Genomic DNA, 17,119 nt, shown 5'->3' with positions numbered 1-17,119 from the left:
TCAGGCCTGGCCTTCCAGCACGGCATAGTAGGCCGGCTGCAGCATGCGGTCCTTCATGACCCAGGCCGCCCATGACTCGTCGCGGGGGTCGATGAAAGGAAAGGAGGGCAGGAAGTCCATATCGTTGTCGTAGCCGAACTCCACCAGCATCGCCTTGCCGATGTCGGTGATCAGCGGACAGGACGTGTAGCCGTTGTGGCGGGCCGGCAACGGCTGCTCCTGCATCTGGGCCAGCAGGTTGGCCTCGACCACCGGAGCCTGGGCCTTGACGCTGGCGGCGGTCTTGTTGATCGGCGCGCCGATCACATCGCCGATGCCGAACACCTCCGGATAGCGGTTGTGCTGCATGGTGTGGATGTCCACATCCAGCCACTCGCCGCGGAAGGGCCCTTCGCGGGCGATCAGATCGCTCTCGCGGACGAAGTCCGGAGCGCTCATGGGCGGCACCACATGGATGAAGTCGTAGTCGACCACCTCGGTCATCTCTCCCTCGCGACCGAACTCCTCTTGGCGGAGCTCGTGGTGGGAGGTAAATTCGCTGGCTGGGCCGACGAAAGTGAACTCGGCCTTCTGGGCGCCGGGGTCGATAGCCGAGAGCCGATAGTGGTGACGACGGTTGATGCCCTCGTCGTCGAAGCGCTGCTTAAGGAAGTCATTGATCCAGGGCTGGCTGAACATGCCGGCACCGGGCGTCAGGTAGTCGAGTTGGAAAGCATCGCGACGGCCCGTGTCCCGAATACGCGATAAGGTGGTGAAAGTCATCTTGATCGGAGCGCCGGCGCACTTCACCGGGGTGGGGGCCGCGGTAAACAGCCCCTTTCCGCCACCCTTGGCCAGCCAGGCATCAATGGCATCTCGAGTGCGAGTGGCGCCCTCGATGCTGGCATAAACGCTGCCAATCCCGTGGGTACCGACCAGATCCGGCGACATGCCGTCGATCAGGTGATAGTTGAGCTGCAGGCCGGTCGCCACCACCAGGTAGTCGTACTCCAGTACGCGGGCATCGGCCAGGGAGACCCGTCGCTGCTCGGCATCGATGCCGACGGCAGGCTGGCGCACCCACTCGACCCCTGCGGGCACGAAGTCGGCATTGGGACGCATGGTCTTGCCGGACTGCCACACCCCTGAGGCCACCAGGGTCCAGCCCGGCTGGTAGTGGTGGATCTCGCTGGGCTCGACCAGCGAGATGCGGGCACCCTCCAGGCGACGAGAGAGCCGGTTGGCCATGGCCATGCCGGCGGCGCCGCCGCCGAGGATGACGATGCGGGCGTTGGTGTTGAGCGTGCTGGCCTGAAGGCTGCCCAGCGGCAACAGACCGGCAGCACTGGCGCCCAGCCCAAACTTCAAGAGCTGGCGACGATCCAGGCGAACAGGGTCAAGGGGAAAGCGGGACATGACGTAACTCCTGCGTGATGGGTCAGGATTTAGTTGTTATATCCTTATAACCTTTGATTTATAACCTAGCCGTAATCTACCTGCACGTCCTCCCTTGGTATGCGGCAGCTTGACGCAAGTCAGTCCTTTTGCCGGTCTTGAGCACATGGCGAGGCTTTTTCTTGACTTCTTCTCGATGATTTATTGACCCGGGTCATCCTCGAACCGTTCATCCCTGCCATTCTGTCTGGCGGGGTAAGGCATTCGCCAAGGCCGATACCGGGATCGGGGGAGAGCAGAATGATCAAGCGCAAGCAGCGGGCCGGCTGGTGGGCCCTGTCGATAATCCTGGGGTGGCTGATACTGCTGCCTGCGGCCCACGCCAGCACCGCGGATCACACGCAGTTCGAGGAGCTGCAGGGGCCTTTCACGAGTGCCGATCAGGTGACCCAGGCCTGCCTGGATTGCCACACCAATGCCGCACAGCAGGTGATGGCGACGCGGCACTGGACCTGGGATTACGAGAATCCCCACGGCGGCGAACGGCTCGGCAAGCGCACCATGCTCAACACCTTCTGCATTGCCGACCAGTCCAACGAGGGCTTCTGCCAGTCCTGCCATGTGGGCTATGGCTGGGAGGACGATACCTTCGACTTCACCGCCGAGACTCGGGTCGACTGCCTGGCCTGCCACAATACCGGTGACTATGTGAAGAAGGGCGGCTGGGCTGGCTGGCCCAACGAGGCGCTGACAGACCTGTCCCTGGCCGCCCGGAACGTGGGCACCTCTTCACGGGAAACCTGCGGCACCTGCCACTTCTACGGCGGCGGCGGTGACGGCGTGAAGCACGGCGACCTGGACTCGTCGCTCTTCCATCCCCATCGCGAGCTCGATGTTCACATGGACGCCGAGGGGCTCGACTTCAGCTGCAGTACCTGCCACCAGACCGAAGGCCATGACGTGCCCGGCAGCCGCATCCAGGGTACCGCCGTGGATGACCATCCGGCGATTACCCGCGGCAGCCAGGAGGCGCGCAATCCGGCCACCTGCCAGGCGTGCCATGGCGATACGCCCCATGAGTCGGGCGCCATGGCCGAGCGACTGAACGCCCACACCCGCGCCCTGGCCTGTCAGACCTGCCATATTCCCGAGTTTGCCCGGGGTGGCGTGCCCACCAAGATGGAGTGGGACTGGTCCACCGCCGGCCGCCTGGATGAGGAGGGCAACCCTATCCAGATCAAGAACGAGGACGGCTACGTCATCTACGACAGCAAGAAGGGCGACTTCGTCCCGGGCGAGAACGTGGTACCCGAATACCTCTGGTGGAACGGCAACACGACCTTCGTGACCGCCGAGACGGTGATCGATCCGAGCGAGCGGGTGGGGGTCAATACCTATCACGGCACCCCGGGCGCCAAGGATGCCCGCATCTGGCCGGTCAAGCGGGCGCTGGGCAAGCAGCCCTACGACACCGTCCACATGACCCTGCTCCAGCCCCAGGTCGCCATCCCCGGCAACGAGACTGCCTTCTGGTACAACTTCGACTGGGACAAGGCGCTGGAGGCCGGCACCGAGGCGGCCGGTCAGCCCTTCAGCGGTGAGTATGACTTCGTGGATACCTCGATGCTCTGGCCCATCACCCATATGGTGGCGCCCGGCGAAAAAGCCCTGACGTGTGGCAGCTGCCATACCGATGATGGTCGGCTGGCCGGCGTGGAGGGGGTCTGGCTGCCGGGGCGTGATCGCCACCAGCTGCTTGACCGCTTCGGCTTCGGGCTGGCCGGCCTGATGCTGCTGGGTGTCGTCGGCCACGGTGCCCTGCGCATCGCCAACCGCAACCGCCGCAAGGAGCCCTGAGATGAGCCAGCGCATCTACCTTTTTACCCGTTTCGAGCGCTTCTGGCACTGGGCACAGGCGGTCCTGGTGATCACCCTGCTGGTCAGCGGCTTCGCGATTCGCGGGGTCCATTCGCTGATCCCCTTCGGTCCGGCGGTGCGGCTCCACGAGACGGCGGCCTGGCTGCTGATCGGCCTTTGGGTGTTCGCCATCTTCTGGCACTTCACCACCGGCCAGTGGAAGCACTACATTCCCACTCTCGAGCGCATCGGCGCCATGGTGCGCTACTACGCCTTTGGCATCTTCAGCGGCGCTCCCCATCCCTACAAGGTGACCGTGGAGCGCAAGCACAATCCCCTGCAGCGCCTGGCCTACCTGAGCGTCAAGCTGGTGATCAATCCCCTGATCTGGATCTCGGGGCTGATCTACCTGTTTTGGGGCAGCGTGCGCGACAGCGTGCCGGCCTTCCTCGGCCTGGAGCAGGTGGCCGGGCTGCATGCCCTGGGGGCTTTCCTGATGCTGGTCTTCCTGATTATCCACGTCTATCTGGCCACCGCGGGCCATACGCCGCTGGCCCTCATCAAGGCGATGGTCACTGGCTGGGAAGAAGTCCACGACAAGGCCCAGGTGAAGCACCCGCCACGGGCACCCTGACGCCTTCGCCCCGACGGGGCCTGGCACGGCAAAGCGGCCCCCGCCATGGCGGGGGCCGCTCCGTTTCCTTCTGTTTCCTATAGGCCCTTCGAGAGAGCGCCCTTCGAGAGAGCGCCCTCGGGAGCGGGCGCCTCAGCCCTCGAGGCGTGCGGCGATGGCCCGGCCCAGGCTCTCGGTGTTGCCCTTGCCCCCCACGTCGGGGGTGAGCAGCGTGGTGTCGCCCTCAGCGAGCACCGCCTCGAAGGCGGCAATGATGGCGTCGCTGGCCTCCGGATGGCCAAGGTGCTCGAGCATCATGGCACCTGACCAGATCTGCCCGATGGGATTTGCGATGCCCTTGCCGGCAATGTCCGGGGCGCTGCCGTGGACCGGCTCGAACAGGCTCGGGAAGCTGCCCTCGGGGTTGATGTTGGCCGAGGGCGCCACGCCGATCGTGCCGGTGCAGGCCGGCCCCAGGTCGGAGAGGATATCGCCGAACAGGTTGCTGCCCACCACCACGTCGAACCAGTCCGGGTGCAGGACAAAGTTGGCGGTCAGGATGTCGATGTGGAATTTGTCCACGGCTACGTCGGGGTAGTGCTTGCCCATGGCGGCCACGCGCTCATCCCACCAGGGCATGGTGATGGCGATGCCGTTGGACTTGGTGGCCGAGGTGAGCTTCTTGCGCGGGCGGGAGGCGGCCAGCTCATAGGCGAACTTCAGCACCCGGTCGGTGCCGTGTCGAGTCATCACGGTTTCCTGGATCACCACCTCACGGTCGGTGCCCTCGAACATCTTGCCGCCAACGCTGGAGTACTCGCCCTCGGTGTTCTCACGCACCACATAGAAGTCGATATCGCCGGGCTCGCGGCCGGCCAGCGGGCTCTTGATGCCCGGCAGCAGCCGGCAGGGACGCAGGTTGACGTACTGGTCGAAGCGGCGACGGAACTGCAGCAGCGAGCCCCACAGCGAAATATGGTCGGGCACGGTCGCCGGCCAGCCTACCGCGCCGTAGAAGATGGCGTCGAAGTCCTTGAGGGTCTCGAACCAGTCATCGGGCAGCATCTTGCCGTGCTCGGCATAGTAGTCGCAGCTGGCAAAGTCGAAATGCTCCAGCTCAAGCTCGATGCCGAAGCGGGCGGCGGCGGCCTCCAGGGCGCGCAGCCCTTCGGGCATCACTTCCTTGCCGATGCCGTCGCCGGGGATCACTGCAATGCGCTGTGCCATGGTTTCACTCCTGCATGTTGGTTCACTTTGACGGACTGGCAAACAGTCTAGCCTCTGACAGAAGCGAGATAATCAGGCTAGGATGCAATTCATTATTGAATTCAGATGGAGAATGGCGTGGCACAGTTCGACGACCTGGCGTTCTTCCAGCACCTGGCCCGAGCAGGCAGTCTGACCGCCACCGCTCGTATCCTGGGGCTATCTCTCTCGGCGGTGAGCAAGCGCCTCAAGCAGTTGGAGGCGCGCCTGGGGGTGAGCTTGGCCAGCCGCACTACCCGTCGCCTGACCTTGACCCCGGAGGGCGAGCGCTATCTGGTGCGCGGGGCCGCGATTCTCGAGGAACTGGGCGAACTTGAGGAGGCCCTGGGGGCCCAGCGAGCCGAGCTTTCCGGGCCCCTGCGAATCAATGCCACCTTCGGTTTCGGTCGGCGCCACGTGGCGCCGCTGCTGTCTGACTTCTGTGCTCGTCACCCGGAGGTGGATGCCTCACTGGAGCTCTCCAACTTCCCGATGATGCCCGGCGAGCAGGGGGTGGACATCTCCGTACGCATAGGCAAACTGCCCGATTCACGACTGATGGCGAAGCTCATCCTTGCCAACCGTCGGGTGCCTTGCGCGGCGCCAGCCTATGTGGCGCGCATGAGCCGCCTTGACGCGCCCGCGGATCTGGCCCGGCACCCCTGCCTGGTGCTTCGCGAGAACGACAGCGACTTCGCGGTGTGGCGTTTCCAGCACCGTGGCGGTGATGGCGAGGAGCAGTCAGTGAAGGTCTCGGGCCCGCTGGCCAGCAACGACGGCGAGGTGATTGTGCGGCTGGCGCTGGACGGCCATGGCGTTATGCTGCGCTCGCGATGGGACGTCCACGAGCACCTGGCGGCCGGCCGGCTGGTCGAGCTGCTGCCTGACTGGCAGGGGGTACGAGCCGACTTCCATGCCGTCTACCGGCAGCGCCGGCACGTGCCGGCCCGCATTCGCACCTTCGTCGATCACCTCGCGAACGGCATGAATGAGCGGGTGGCGATACGCGACAACCGCCACTTTCCATCAGACACCATGTCAACCAGCTAGCAAACAGGTCGACCTGCCGTTGTCCGAGGATCTCCACCGTCCGCTCTCGGCAAGAATCACTGAGCGGCGAAATATTCGCCGAAGGCCTCGATCACCGTATCGATATCGTCTTCGCCGATGTCGCGATGGACCACGAAGCGCGTCGAGTAGAGCAGCTCGGCGATAATGCCTCGCGCCTTGAGGTGCGCCACCAGCGGCTCTCGGTGAGCTTCGGGGAAGTGGGCGAAGAGCATGTTGGTGGCAACCGAACTCACCTCGACCCCGGGCAGGGCGGCGATGCCCTCGGCCAGGCGGGCGGCCCTGGCATGGTCATTGGCGAGGTCGGCGACATGGTGGTCCAGGGCATGGTGGCAGGCCGCGGCGATGATGCCGGACTGACGCAGGCCGCCGCCGAGCACCTTTCGCCAGCGCCGCGCCTCGTCGATCAGCGTCTTGGAGCCGACCAGCACCGATCCCATCGGGGCGCCGAGTCCCTTGGAAAAGCACAGCGAGACGCTGTCGAAGGGGGCGCAGAGGGCCGCCAGGGGGGTGTCGGTGGCCACCGCCGCGTTGAACAGCCGGGCGCCATCCAGGTGCGTGGCCAGGCCGTGCTCTCGTGCCAGGTCCGTGGCCGCTGCCACGTAGCTGGCGTCCATCACTCGGCCTCCGATAGTGTTCTCTAGGGCCAGCAGGCGGGTCCGGGCGAAGTGGAAGTCGCGGGGCTTGATCGCGGCGCGGATCTTTTCCAGCGGCAGCGAGCCATCGGCGGCGTGCTCCAGGGGCTGGGGCTGAATGCCACCGAGTACCGCCGCGCCGCCGCCCTCGTACTTGTAGGTATGGGCCTGCTGGCCGGCGATGTATTCGTCGCCGCGCTGGCAGTGGGCGAGCAGGGCGGCCAGGTTGCTCTGGGTCCCGGAGGGGAAGAGCAGGGCGGTGTCCTTGCCGGCACGCTTGGCCACGGCGGCCTCGAAGCTCGCCACGCTGGGGTCGTCACCCCAGACGTCATCGCCCACCGGGGCGGTGTGCATGGCGTCGCGCATGGCAGGGCTGGGGCGGGTGACGGTGTCGCTGCGCAGATCGATCATGGGCGCCTCCTCCGGATGGTGGTGAATGGCAAATCAGTGGCGGTCGGGATGGGCCGACGCAGAGCGTTCGGCGGACAGCCCCGGCAGCCGGGTCAGGGGGTTCTGGCGGAAGTAGCGAACAAGCAGCTCGAAGAGCGCCGGATAGGCCCCATCCAGCAGGTCCGGAGCGGTGAAGAAGGCTTCACAGCAGACCGCGAAACATTCGCCCGGGTGTGTCGCGGCGTAATCATCGATGGGGGTCTCCTCGCCGCGCTCGAGATGCGCCTGTAGGTCCTCCCAGGCCCCCATGAACACCTGGTGCCACTCGCGAGGGTCGATCTCCCGCGGCAGCGGCGGGAAGCCATCCACGTCCAGGGAGTTGCCCAGGTCGAGCTTGTGGGCAAACTCGTGAATCAGCACGTTGAAGCCGGTGAAGTCGCCGCTCTCCATCAGGTCGGGGAAGGCCACTACCACCGGTCCCTGGTGGGAGGTCTCACCAGCGCGTTCGTCTTCGTACTCGTGCATCACGCCGAACTCGTCCATCTCCTCTACCTGGCGCCGGAAGGCATCGGGCAGGATCAGGACTTCGTGGACGTTGGCAAAGGCTTCGATGTGCTCCTCGTCGCTCCAGCCCAGGGTTAGCAGGCAGGCCTGAGCCGCCAGGCCCAGCTGGGCGGGCAGGTCGAAGGGGGTGTTCTCGGCCAGTTCCGGGTGCAGGCTCAGCCGCTTGGCGTGCAGAAACTGCCATGCGCGATTGCCAAGGCGGTCCGCCTCCTCGGCGGGCGCAGCAGCAAGTAGCGGCAGCCTTGCCCGGGCCTCCGCCCAGGCCTTCTCGGGGAAGGGGTGGCGGGCGGAGAATTGGCGTTCACGCCACCGGCGCAGGTGACCCAGCATCGGCTCGGCGCTCCTCAGTTCTCTTCCAGGTCGGCCCCTGATTTCCAGGACCAGTCGCGCCAGCGCAGGTCGAAGAGGTCCTTGCGGCGGTCCTTGAGGTTGGTCACCGAACCCTCGTTACGCACCATGGTCAGCCGGGTCAGGTCCAGATCCGAGAAGAAGATCATCTCGGTGTTGGGGGTGGTCTCGTTGAGCACGGCGTCGTGGGGGAAGGCGAAGTCCGAGGGCGAGAAGACCGCCGACTGGGCGTACTGGATGTCCAGATTCTCGATGGAGGGGACGTTGCCCACGCTGCCGCACAGCACTACATAGCACTCGTTCTCGATGGCCCGAGCCTGGGCGCAGTGACGCACCCGCAGGTAGCCGTTCTTGGTGTCGGTCCAGAAGGGGACGAAGAGGATGTCCATGTCCTGTTCGGCCAGCAGGCGCGGCAGCTCCGGGAACTCCACGTCGTAGCAGATCAGGATGCCCACCCGTCCGGCGTCGGTGTCGAACACCAGCAGACCGTCGCCGCCCTCGATCACCCAGTCGCGGCGCTCCTGGGGGGTGATGTGCAGCTTGGCCTGGCTTTCCAGGGTGCCGTCGCGATGGCAGAGATAGCTGACGTTGTAGAGACGGTCGTCCTTGCCCACCTCGATCATCGACCCGGCGACGATATTGATGTTGTAGGAGACCGCCATGCGCGACAGCTCGGCCTTGAACTTTTCGGTGAAGCTGGCCAGGAAGCGGACGGCTGACATCTGGTCCTGCTGGGCGGCGCGGTCCTGCAGACCCATCAGCGGGGCGTTGAACAGCTCAGGGAAGACCGCGAAATCGCTCTTGTAATCGGAAAGGGCATCGACGAAGTACTCCACCTGCTGCAGCACCGCCTCCACCGAGTCGAATTCGCGCATCTGCCACTGCACCGCGCCGATCCGTACCTGGGTCTTGCGGGTATCGAGTACCAGCTCGGCCGGCTCATAGAGGAAGTTGTTCCACTCCAGCAGGGTCGCATAGCCCTGGGATTTCTCATCCTCGGGCAGGTAGTCGCGCAGCAGGCGCTTGACCTGGAAGTCGTTGGCCAGCTGGAAGGAGAGAATGGGGTCGTGTATCTCCTTGCGAGTCACCTTGTCGATGTACTGGGTGGGAGAGAGCTCCTCGGCATGATTGTGATAGTGGGGAATGCGTCCCCCTGCCAGGATGGCGCGCAGATTGAGCGAACGACACAGCTCCTTGCGGGCATCGTAGAGCCGCCGGCCCAGGCGGTAGCCGCGGTAGTCCGGGTGGATCAGTACGTCGAGTCCGTACATGGCGTCGCCGTCAGGATCGTCGTGGATCACCTCACGCTTGCCGATCAGATCGTCGTACTTGTGCGGGTTGGTGAACTCTTCGTAGTCGACCCGCGAGGTCAGCGCCATGCCGACCAGTCGGCCGTCGTCCTCGATGACGATCTGGCCGTCCGGGAAGGTGGCGATCAGGGTGTCGATGGTGTGCTTCGTCCAGGCGCCGCCGATGTCGTGATAGATGGCATCCATCAGCGTCTCGAGCTGGGGGTAGTCCTCGGGCGTCAGGTTGCGAAGCGTAAGGTGCAGGTCTTCGAGGGACATGGTGTGTCCTTGTCAGTCGGTCAGATGGCGGAGTTCGAGTTTAACATGGGCGGTCGGCATCGCTCGGCGCGGGGGCGGGCCGTGGACGCAGCAGCGGCCGGGTCAGGGTCTGGGCCATGATCACTCCGCTCAGGATCAGGACTCCGCCGAGGAAGTGAAACAGCGCGATGCGCTCGCTCAGGGCGACCATGGCGATCAGGGCGCTGAAGAGCGGCATCAGATTGATGAAGATGCTCGCCTGGCTGGCGCCGATCTGGCGAATCGCCAGCATCCACAGGAAAGTCGTGATGATCGAGGCCGGGATCCCGGCATAGAGGATCAGGCCGATATTGCTCCCATCCACCGGGGTCATCGGGCCCATCAGGTAGGGCGGCAGCAGAAACAGCACGGCGAAGATCACCTGGGCGTAGAGTAGCACCCAGGGGGGCAGGCCGATGGGCCAGCGCTTGAGCATCACCCCGTAGAGGGCATAGCAGGTGGCGGCCACCAGCATCAAGGCATCGCCCCTGGCCACCGTCAGTTCCAGCAGTGACAGCGGATTGCCACGACCCAGCAGAATGGCCACGCCTACCAGTGCCAGCAGGCCGCCGGCTATCCCCCCGAGGCTCGGCGGCTCGCGCAGGATGAGGGCGCTGAGCAGTACGGTGAGCAGCGGCACCATGGCGGCCAGGATGCCCATGTTGGTGGCGCTGGTGGTCTCGGCGGCCACGTAGGCGAGCCCCTGCCACAGGCCCATGCCGAGCAGGCCCAGTACGGCGAGCTTCGGCCACTCGCGATAGATCGTTGAACGATGCTTCCACGCCGCCGGGGCCAGAAAGGGGGTGAGCACCACCAGCGCCAGCAGCCAGCGCAGGAAGGCGATGCTGCTCGGCGCGATGGCGTCCACGGTGAGCTGGTTGATGGTCATGTTGCCCGACCAGATCAGCACGGCGCCCAGCGGAGGCAGGAAGTAGAGCAGCGGCATAGCGTCCTCGGTACGTTGAAGCGGGACCTCGTGGTGTCTGAGGCCTGGAAGGGGGCATGATAATCGGATGATCCGTGACATCCCATCGCCATCTGAACGTGGCATCCTCACCCCACCCCTTTCTGCAGGAGAACCCTAATGACGATTTACCAATATGGAGAGCACCGCCCCGAACTCCATGACGATGTCTACGTAGCCGAGACGGCCGACGTGATCGGCCAGGTTACCCTCAAGCGTGGCGCAAGTGTCTGGTACCAGGCCGTGCTGCGCGGTGATACCGATCACCTCGAAGTCGGTGAGGAGAGCAACATCCAGGACGGCGCAGTGTTGCATGCCGACCCCGGCTTTCCGCTCAGGGTGGGAAAGGGCGTGACGGTGGGGCACCAGGCGATGCTCCACGGCTGCATCGTCGGTGACAACAGCCTGATCGGCATCCAGGCGGTGATCCTCAACGGCGCGGTGATCGGCGAGAACTGCCTGGTGGCGGCTGGCGCCGTGGTCAAGGAGAACGCCAGCTTCCCCGACAATTCGTTGATCGTTGGCGCGCCGGCCAAGGTGGTCCGCGAGCTCTCGCAGGAGGCCATCCAGGGGCTGAAGAAGAATGCGGCTAACTATGTTGAACGCGGCCGCCTGCATGCCCGGGATCTGGTGCGTCTCGATTGAGGTTCTGAAGTCGGGATCGTTGTTGTTCTGATCATCGTCATTCGGGTCAAGGCATCAGGGCACTGGCGATACTCAGCAACCGTTGATCCTGATATCGGTCGGCGATCAGTTGCACGCCGACGGGTAGTCCCTGGAGCGTCCAGTGCAGTGGCAGGTTGATGCAGGGAACCCCCAGCAGGGTCCAGGCACGTGAGTAGATCGGGTCGCCGGTGCTTTCGAGACCCTCGAGGGCAACGCCCGTGGCGCTGGGGGCAATGAGCACATCGAAGCGTTCGGCGAACTGTTGCGCGAGGGCGAGCTTCGCGCGATCGGCGGCCTGTCGTGACTGCCAGTAACGCCCCAGGGAGATGCCTTGCCCCTCGTCCAGCAGCGCTATCAGAGCCGGACTCATCGACGCCTCGAAGCGGGCGCGCTCGCTGGCCAGGGCGCGCGCGGCTTCATAGGCCAGGATGACCCTCTGGTGCGTCACGAGGTCGTCGAATGACTCGCCCAGATCAACGGGGCTGAGGTGGGCACCGAGCGCGACCATCCTCGTGGCGGCGTCTTCCAGGGCGGCGCTAGTGTCTGGCGATGGCAGAGGAGTGCTGGGCACCCGGCAGAGGCCGACGCGCACTCCCTCAAGCCCCTCCAGAGGAGTGATCGGGTCGCTGCCGGTGAGGGCAGTGAACAGTGTGCGCGTATCCTCCATGTGTCGGGTAAACCAGCCCAGGGTGTCCAATGACGGCGCCAGTGCCTTCACGCCGGCGACGCTGAGCGTGCCGTGGCTGGGCTTGAACCCCACGACGCCACAGTAGCTGGCGGGACGGATGATGCTGCCCACGGTCTGGGTGCCGAGGGCCACCGGTACCATGCCGGCGGCGACGGCGGCCGCCGAACCGCTCGAGGAGCCACCCGGGGTGCGTGACGGGTCATGGGGATTTCGCGTCCTGCTGGGTTGGAAGTAGGCGTACTCGGTCGAGACCGTCTTGCCCATGGGCAGGGCGCCGAGGCGAATGAGCTGGGTGACGATGGCCGCATCCATGTCGGAGCCGTCGACGTGGTGGTATCCCTGTGTTCCCCAGGTGGTGGGCATCCTGGCCGTGTCGATGATGTCCTTGATGCCTACCGGGACACCGTACAGGGCAGGACAGGGCTGCCCGTCATCACGTCCCGCGATGGCGGGCTCGGGGGCCAGGCACTCCCAGGCCTGTAGGCTTGGGTCCATGGCGTTGATGCGCTCCCGACAGGCCATCCACCAGTCAAGCGGCGAGAGTTCGCCGTCGGCGAGCCGGTGCCGGAAGCCAGCCAGGGTCATGCGGTTCCAATCGGTCATGCGCGTTCGCTCCAGACTGACCTGCTGCTTGAAGGTGGACAAGAGGTGCCGGGACTGAGCGGCCGATCAGGGGGCTGGGGGCTTGCCGAGCAGGTCGAGGCCGGTACCCAGCTCCTCCTCGATGGCCTGGCCGATGGCCAGCAGCCGCGCATCCTGCCAGGGGCCGGCCAGCACCTGCAGCCCGACCGGCATGCCGGCGCTGTCCTTGCCGACCGGCATGGTCAGCCCGCAGAGCCCCATGAAGTTCGCAATCACGGTGTTTCGCAGGGCGTGCATGTTGGCCCTCGCGTAGGCCCCCTCCGGGAGCAGGCTCTCCAGGGTGGGCGGGGTGAGGGCCACGGTGGGGGTCAGCATGGCATCCACGTCGGACAGACGCGTTGCGGCTGCGGTTGTCAGCTTGTCGATGACGGCGCGCCGGCGCACGTACTCCCAGGCCGGCATGTCGTCGGCGGCCTTTACCCGGGCGGCGACATTGGGGTCCAGGGCATCGATCATCTCGGGCAGTTCGGTCTTGAGGAACGCCGCCAGTTCGGCAGCGGCCAGACCTCCCTGCTGGAACAGCGTGAAGACTTCATCGGTGTGGGGCAGGTCAAACGTGATCAGACGAGCCCCGGCGGCCTCGAGTTGGCGGATGGCGGCTTCGACGGCTTCGGCGACGCCGGGGCTGCAATCGTCCCAGAAGAAGGCACCCGGTACGCCGAAGGTGAGATCGGCCAGCGCCGGCGGGGCCGGGACGCGGGTGCCATGCCTTGTCAGTACGCCATCGAGGGCGTCGAAGGCGAAGGCCAGGTCATCCACGCGGTGGGCCAGCAGCCCCGGGGTATCCAGAGTACTAGAGAGCGGTACAATCTGGTTCGTCGACCAGCGGCCGACGGTGGTCTTGAGTCCGGCGACGCCTGTCATGGCGGCTGGAACACGCACCGAGCCAGCGGTATCGGTGCCCAGGGCCAGGCTCGCGGTGCCGCCGATCAGTGAAACGCCTGCCCCGGCACTGGAGCCGCCGGGCGTGCGGTGGGCGTCGAGGTCCCAGGGATTGCGGGGAGCGCCCCAGTGGGCATTGGTTCCCAGCCCGCCAAAGGCAAACTCCACCGAGTGGGTCTTGCCCATGACGCTGGGTAACTGAGCGAGCAGTGCAGCGATCATGGGCCCTGGCTGTTCCCACTGCTGAGGAAGCCGCCGTGACGAGCCGGCATAGGTCGGCAGGCCCGGCACCGCATAGATGTCCTTGATCGAAACAGGAATGCCCATCAGGGCGCCGGCATCCCCCCCTTGACGAATCAAGGCATCGGTGGCCTCGGCAAAGGCCAGAGCGGCTTCGCCGTTCCAGGTCAGGTAGGCATGGTCGTGCTGGCCGCGGATTCGGTGGGCTTCCACGGAGGCCTCGGCCAGGGCCCTGGCGGTCAGCGTGCCGCTGCGCAGCCCGGCGTACTGGTCTCGCAGCGGGCGCTTCAGAGGTGAGTCGGTCATGGCGTGCTTCCTTGTTGTCAGTCGCAAATCTCGAAGATCGATTCGACTTCGACGGCGGCGTTGCCGGGCAGGGTGGCGACGCCGATCGCGGTGCGAGCATGGCGTCCGTGTTCGCCGAACAGGGCGATGAATAGCTCCGAGGCGCCGTTGATCACCAGCGGCACGTCGTGGAATCCGGGCGCCACGTTGACGAACCCGTTCATGCGTATACAGCGCACGACACGGCTCATGTCACCCTCCACCGCGTCGCTGAGCGAGGCCATCAGGTTCAGCGCGCACGCCTGGGCGGCGAGTTTGCCTGTCTCGAGGTCGAACTCGGCGCCCACCTTGCCCGGGTAGAGCACCTCGCCGCCTCGCTCGCAGATCTGGCCGGCCAGGAAAAGCTGGTTGCCCAGCCTCGACCATGGCAGGAAGGCGCCGCGGGGACGCGGGATGGCGGGGAGGGTAAGGCCCTGTGCCGCCACGGCCGCTTCGATAGTCTGAGTCATATCAATCTTTCCTTGTGGTGAGCAGCCGCTCGACGGCATGCGCCAGGACGCGGACCGCGACCTCGGCGTCAACGCGCTCAATATGTTCATCGGGATGGTGACTGATGCCCGCCCGGCAAGGAGTGAAAAGCATGGCCGTAGGGCACAGGTGGGCGAGGTGGATGGCGTCATGGAAGGCCCCGGATACCAGCCGCGGGGCCTGGGGGCAGAAGGCCTTGACGGCATCGTCGAGGACGGCGACCAGGTGGTGATCGAAGGCCACCGGGGCCACCTTCGAGGTCGCTTCCAGTCGGACCGTGCAGTTGGACCACTCCTGTTCTGCCAACCTCTGGAATGCCGCATCCAGGGTGTCCAGCACCGCCGGGTCCGGATGGCGAAGGTCGATGGTGAAGCGGGCCTGCTGGGCGATGGTATTCACCGAGTTGGGCGTCAGGGCGAACTTGCCGATGGTGAAGCGCACCTGATCGTTCAGGGCCGACACGGCCTGCTTCAGGGCGCCGACCAGAGCATGGGCCCCCATGAACGCATCGCGACGCGACGCCTCCGGCGTGGTGCCCGCATGGTTAGCCTGGCCATTGACCTCGACCTCGTACCAGTTGACGCCCTGGATGCCGGTGACCACGCACACAGGGGCTCCCTGTGCCTCCAGCACAGGCCCCTGCTCGATATGCAACTCCAGGAAGGCGTGGGGTACGACCGGTATGTCCCGAAACTGAGCTCCCTGTGCCTCGAGCAGCGCCAGGCAGTCGGTCAGCGCCTCCCGGAAGGTCACGCCGTCATCGTCACGTGCGGCGAGGATCGTCTCTGCGTCGCGCCGGCCGGCAAACCACGATGAGCCAGAGGCGCCGGGCGCGAAACGCGCGCCCTCCTCGTTGGTCCAGGAGACGACCTCGACCGGCCGCTTGTGAACGATCTGCTGTTCGGCAAGTGCGCGCACTACGGCCAGGCCTGCCACCACGCCCAGGGTGCCGTCATAGGCCCCGGCGCTGGGCTGGCTGTCGAGGTGGCTGCCGATCAGCAGGGGGGGTAGCGAGGGATCCTGACCCTCCCGGCGCAGGAAGACGTTGCCCATGTCATCGTAGTGGGCGCTGCAGCCGAGCGCCTTGCCCTGGTCCATCAGCCACCGCCGCGCACGATTGTCCTGGTCGTCCAGTGCCAGGCGGCGAATGCCGCGGGGAGGGAGGGCGCCGATCTTTGCCTGGGCCTCGATATCGGCCCAGAAGCGGTCACCGTCGACCGCCCTTGCCAGAGAGGAACTCGTTTGCATGGTCGGTCTCCTCAGTAGAGCAGCGAAGGCAGATAGACGCTGATCCACGGCACATAGGTGATGACCATCAGGGCAATCAGCATGATCAGGATCAGCGGTAGGCAGGCCTTGAAGACCTCCTGGAGCGACATTTTCGAAATCGCCATAGCCACGAACAGGTTCAGCCCGACCGGCGGTGTGATCATGCCGACGGAGAAGTTCACCAGGGTGATGATGCCGAAGTGGACAGGATCCACGCCGACCTGTGCGGCGATCGGCTGCAGCAGCGGCGAAAGCACGATGATCGCCGAGGCACTGTCGAGGAAGAAACCGGCAACGATCATTACCACGTTGAACAGGGCCATCACCGCGAACGGATCGTCCGTCAGGGAGAGCACCTGACTCGCCAACTGGGTCGGGGTGCCGGTGATCGCCAGCAGCCAGGAAAAGGCCGAGGCGCCAGCGGTAATCAGCAGCAGAGTGGCCGAGATCAGGCCGGAACTGCGCAGGGTACCGATCATGTTCCGGAAGTCGATGGTGCGATAGACCACCATGCCGACAAATAGCCCGTACATGCAGGCGACCGCGGCGGATTCGGTCGGGGTGAAGATGCCGCTGTAGATGCCGCCGAGCAGGATGAACGGCAGACCTAACCCCCAGGCGGCCGACTTGAACGCCGAACCAATCTCACGCAGTGTCGGGAAGGGCGAGCGCTCGTATCCCTTGAAGGACGAGTAGACGATGCAGTAGGCGATCAGCAGTGACCCGATCAGGATGGCCGGCAGCAGGCCACCCGCGAACAACCTGCCTACCGAGGTGCCGGTGACCGAGCCATAGATGATCAGCGCGATGCTGGGAGGCACGATGGGTCCCAGGGTGCCCGCGGTGGCGATCAGTCCGATGGCAAAACGCTTGTCGTAGCCGGCCGCGACCAGGGCAGGGAACATGATCGAGCCGATGGCCACGACCGTGGCGGGACTGGAGCCGGAGATCGCTCCGAAGAACAGGCAGGAAAGAACGGTGGCCGCCGCCAGACCTCCCGGCACCCAGCCCACCAGCGCCTTGGCGAGATTGATGAGCCGGTCCGACAGCCCCCCGATGCGCATCAGCTCGGCGGCCAGAATGAAGAACGGGATGGCCATCAGCGAGAAGTTGTTCATGCCGGTGAACATGCGCATCGGTACGATGACGGGATTGGTGGCGCCGAAGAATTCGATGGCCAGGAAGACAGAGAAGGCCAGGGCCGCGAAGATCGGAAGACCCAGCAGCAGCACTGCAAAGAAGATGGGAAGAAGTGCCGTGATCATGAGGATCTCC

Annotated in this window: 15 protein-coding genes; 4 read left to right on the top strand and 11 right to left on the bottom strand. The window is 65.3% G+C overall.

The window, feature by feature from the left end; translation table 11 throughout:
• Entirely contained in the window at positions 1-1,395 is a 1,395-nt protein-coding gene (locus tag ACFODV_RS00780) for an NAD(P)/FAD-dependent oxidoreductase (RefSeq protein ID WP_379753169.1), read from the bottom strand.
• Between the two features lie 279 nt (positions 1,396-1,674).
• Here ACFODV_RS00780 and ACFODV_RS00775 point away from each other — a divergent pair, with 279 nt between their 5' ends.
• Positions 1,675-3,231: a tetrathionate reductase family octaheme c-type cytochrome gene (locus tag ACFODV_RS00775; RefSeq protein ID WP_379753166.1), complete on the top strand. Its 1,557-nt coding sequence runs from the start codon at positions 1,675-1,677 to the stop codon at positions 3,229-3,231.
• A gap of 1 nt (position 3,232) precedes the next feature.
• Positions 3,233-3,865, top strand: a complete 633-nt coding sequence (locus tag ACFODV_RS00770) for a cytochrome b/b6 domain-containing protein (RefSeq protein WP_379753163.1) — start codon at positions 3,233-3,235, stop codon at positions 3,863-3,865.
• A gap of 132 nt (positions 3,866-3,997) precedes the next feature.
• Here ACFODV_RS00770 and ACFODV_RS00765 read toward each other — a convergent pair whose 3' ends face one another.
• Positions 3,998-5,071: a tartrate dehydrogenase gene (locus ACFODV_RS00765; protein WP_379753160.1), complete on the bottom strand. Its 1,074-nt coding sequence runs from the start codon at positions 5,069-5,071 to the stop codon at positions 3,998-4,000.
• Between the two features lie 117 nt (positions 5,072-5,188).
• Here ACFODV_RS00765 and ACFODV_RS00760 point away from each other — a divergent pair, with 117 nt between their 5' ends.
• The gene (locus ACFODV_RS00760; protein ID WP_379753157.1) at positions 5,189-6,139 is read left to right on the top strand and encodes a LysR family transcriptional regulator; all 951 of its coding nucleotides are present in this window, start codon (positions 5,189-5,191) and stop codon (positions 6,137-6,139) included.
• Between the two features lie 56 nt (positions 6,140-6,195).
• Here the strand turns inward: ACFODV_RS00760 and ltaE are convergent, their stop codons facing one another.
• From ltaE to ACFODV_RS00740, 4 genes are read right to left on the bottom strand one after another with little or no spacing between them, the layout of a single operon-like run.
• Positions 6,196-7,203, bottom strand: coding sequence for a low-specificity L-threonine aldolase (gene ltaE / locus ACFODV_RS00755; RefSeq protein ID WP_379753154.1), 1,008 nt, complete (start codon positions 7,201-7,203; stop codon positions 6,196-6,198).
• 33 nt (positions 7,204-7,236) lie between these two features.
• Positions 7,237-8,076 carry a M90 family metallopeptidase gene (locus ACFODV_RS00750; protein ID WP_379753151.1) on the bottom strand — a complete coding sequence of 280 codons (840 nt, stop codon included), beginning with the start codon at positions 8,074-8,076 and terminating at the stop codon, positions 7,237-7,239.
• A 14-nt stretch (positions 8,077-8,090) separates the two neighbouring features.
• A complete protein-coding gene (locus tag ACFODV_RS00745) occupies positions 8,091-9,662 on the bottom strand; it encodes a GNAT family N-acetyltransferase (protein WP_379753148.1) in 1,572 nt (523 codons plus the stop codon).
• Positions 9,663-9,702: 40 nt separating this feature from the next.
• Positions 9,703-10,626 (bottom strand): DMT family transporter, encoded by a 924-nt coding sequence (locus tag ACFODV_RS00740; RefSeq protein WP_379753145.1) that lies wholly within the window; start codon positions 10,624-10,626, stop codon positions 9,703-9,705.
• A gap of 138 nt (positions 10,627-10,764) precedes the next feature.
• On the opposite strand from ACFODV_RS00740, the gene ACFODV_RS00735 reads away from it, so the two are divergent.
• The gene (locus tag ACFODV_RS00735; protein WP_379753142.1) at positions 10,765-11,289 is read left to right on the top strand and encodes a gamma carbonic anhydrase family protein; all 525 of its coding nucleotides are present in this window, start codon (positions 10,765-10,767) and stop codon (positions 11,287-11,289) included.
• A gap of 46 nt (positions 11,290-11,335) precedes the next feature.
• Here the strand turns inward: ACFODV_RS00735 and ACFODV_RS00730 are convergent, their stop codons facing one another.
• From ACFODV_RS00730 to ACFODV_RS00710, 5 genes are all read right to left on the bottom strand, one after another.
• Complete coding sequence (locus tag ACFODV_RS00730; RefSeq protein WP_379753139.1) at positions 11,336-12,601, bottom strand: amidase; 1,266 nt, start codon at positions 12,599-12,601, stop codon at positions 11,336-11,338.
• A 66-nt stretch (positions 12,602-12,667) separates the two neighbouring features.
• The gene (locus ACFODV_RS00725; protein WP_379753136.1) at positions 12,668-14,068 is read right to left on the bottom strand and encodes an amidase; all 1,401 of its coding nucleotides are present in this window, start codon (positions 14,066-14,068) and stop codon (positions 12,668-12,670) included.
• Positions 14,069-14,085: 17 nt separating this feature from the next.
• On the bottom strand, positions 14,086-14,556 hold the full coding sequence (locus ACFODV_RS00720; RefSeq protein WP_379753133.1) for a RidA family protein: 471 nt from the start codon (positions 14,554-14,556) through the stop codon (positions 14,086-14,088).
• Position 14,557: 1 nt separating this feature from the next.
• Positions 14,558-15,823 (bottom strand): M20 family metallo-hydrolase, encoded by a 1,266-nt coding sequence (locus ACFODV_RS00715; protein WP_379753131.1) that lies wholly within the window; start codon positions 15,821-15,823, stop codon positions 14,558-14,560.
• Positions 15,824-15,834: 11 nt separating this feature from the next.
• On the bottom strand, positions 15,835-17,109 hold the full coding sequence (locus ACFODV_RS00710) for a TRAP transporter large permease (protein ID WP_379753128.1): 1,275 nt from the start codon (positions 17,107-17,109) through the stop codon (positions 15,835-15,837).
• Between the last annotated feature and the right edge of the window lie 10 nt (positions 17,110-17,119).

Source organism: Halomonas tibetensis, assembly GCF_042643535.1.
Lineage (GTDB): Bacteria > Pseudomonadota > Gammaproteobacteria > Pseudomonadales > Halomonadaceae > Halomonas > Halomonas tibetensis.
The sequence above is the reverse complement of the archived record's forward strand: the minus strand, read 5'-3'. Positions and strand labels throughout refer to the sequence as shown.

Bases quoted from the DNA above. Each gene is read 5' to 3' on its own strand.
- ACFODV_RS00780 (WP_379753169.1), bottom strand. From the start codon at position 1,395: ATGTCCCGCTTTCCCCTTGACCCTGTTCGCCTGGATCGTCGCCAGCTC.
- ACFODV_RS00775 (WP_379753166.1), top strand. From the start codon at position 1,675: ATGATCAAGCGCAAGCAGCGGGCCGGCTGGTGGGCCCTGTCGATAATC.
- ACFODV_RS00770 (WP_379753163.1), top strand. From the start codon at position 3,233: ATGAGCCAGCGCATCTACCTTTTTACCCGTTTCGAGCGCTTCTGGCAC.
- ACFODV_RS00765 (WP_379753160.1), bottom strand. From the start codon at position 5,071: ATGGCACAGCGCATTGCAGTGATCCCCGGCGACGGCATCGGCAAGGAA.
- ltaE (WP_379753154.1), bottom strand. From the start codon at position 7,203: ATGATCGATCTGCGCAGCGACACCGTCACCCGCCCCAGCCCTGCCATG.
- ACFODV_RS00750 (WP_379753151.1), bottom strand. From the start codon at position 8,076: ATGCTGGGTCACCTGCGCCGGTGGCGTGAACGCCAATTCTCCGCCCGC.
- ACFODV_RS00745 (WP_379753148.1), bottom strand. From the start codon at position 9,662: ATGTCCCTCGAAGACCTGCACCTTACGCTTCGCAACCTGACGCCCGAG.
- ACFODV_RS00740 (WP_379753145.1), bottom strand. From the start codon at position 10,626: ATGCCGCTGCTCTACTTCCTGCCTCCGCTGGGCGCCGTGCTGATCTGG.
- ACFODV_RS00735 (WP_379753142.1), top strand. From the start codon at position 10,765: ATGACGATTTACCAATATGGAGAGCACCGCCCCGAACTCCATGACGAT.
- ACFODV_RS00730 (WP_379753139.1), bottom strand. From the start codon at position 12,601: ATGACCGATTGGAACCGCATGACCCTGGCTGGCTTCCGGCACCGGCTC.
- ACFODV_RS00725 (WP_379753136.1), bottom strand. From the start codon at position 14,068: ATGACCGACTCACCTCTGAAGCGCCCGCTGCGAGACCAGTACGCCGGG.
- ACFODV_RS00720 (WP_379753133.1), bottom strand. From the start codon at position 14,556: ATGACTCAGACTATCGAAGCGGCCGTGGCGGCACAGGGCCTTACCCTC.
- ACFODV_RS00715 (WP_379753131.1), bottom strand. From the start codon at position 15,823: ATGCAAACGAGTTCCTCTCTGGCAAGGGCGGTCGACGGTGACCGCTTC.
- ACFODV_RS00710 (WP_379753128.1), bottom strand. From the start codon at position 17,109: ATGATCACGGCACTTCTTCCCATCTTCTTTGCAGTGCTGCTGCTGGGT.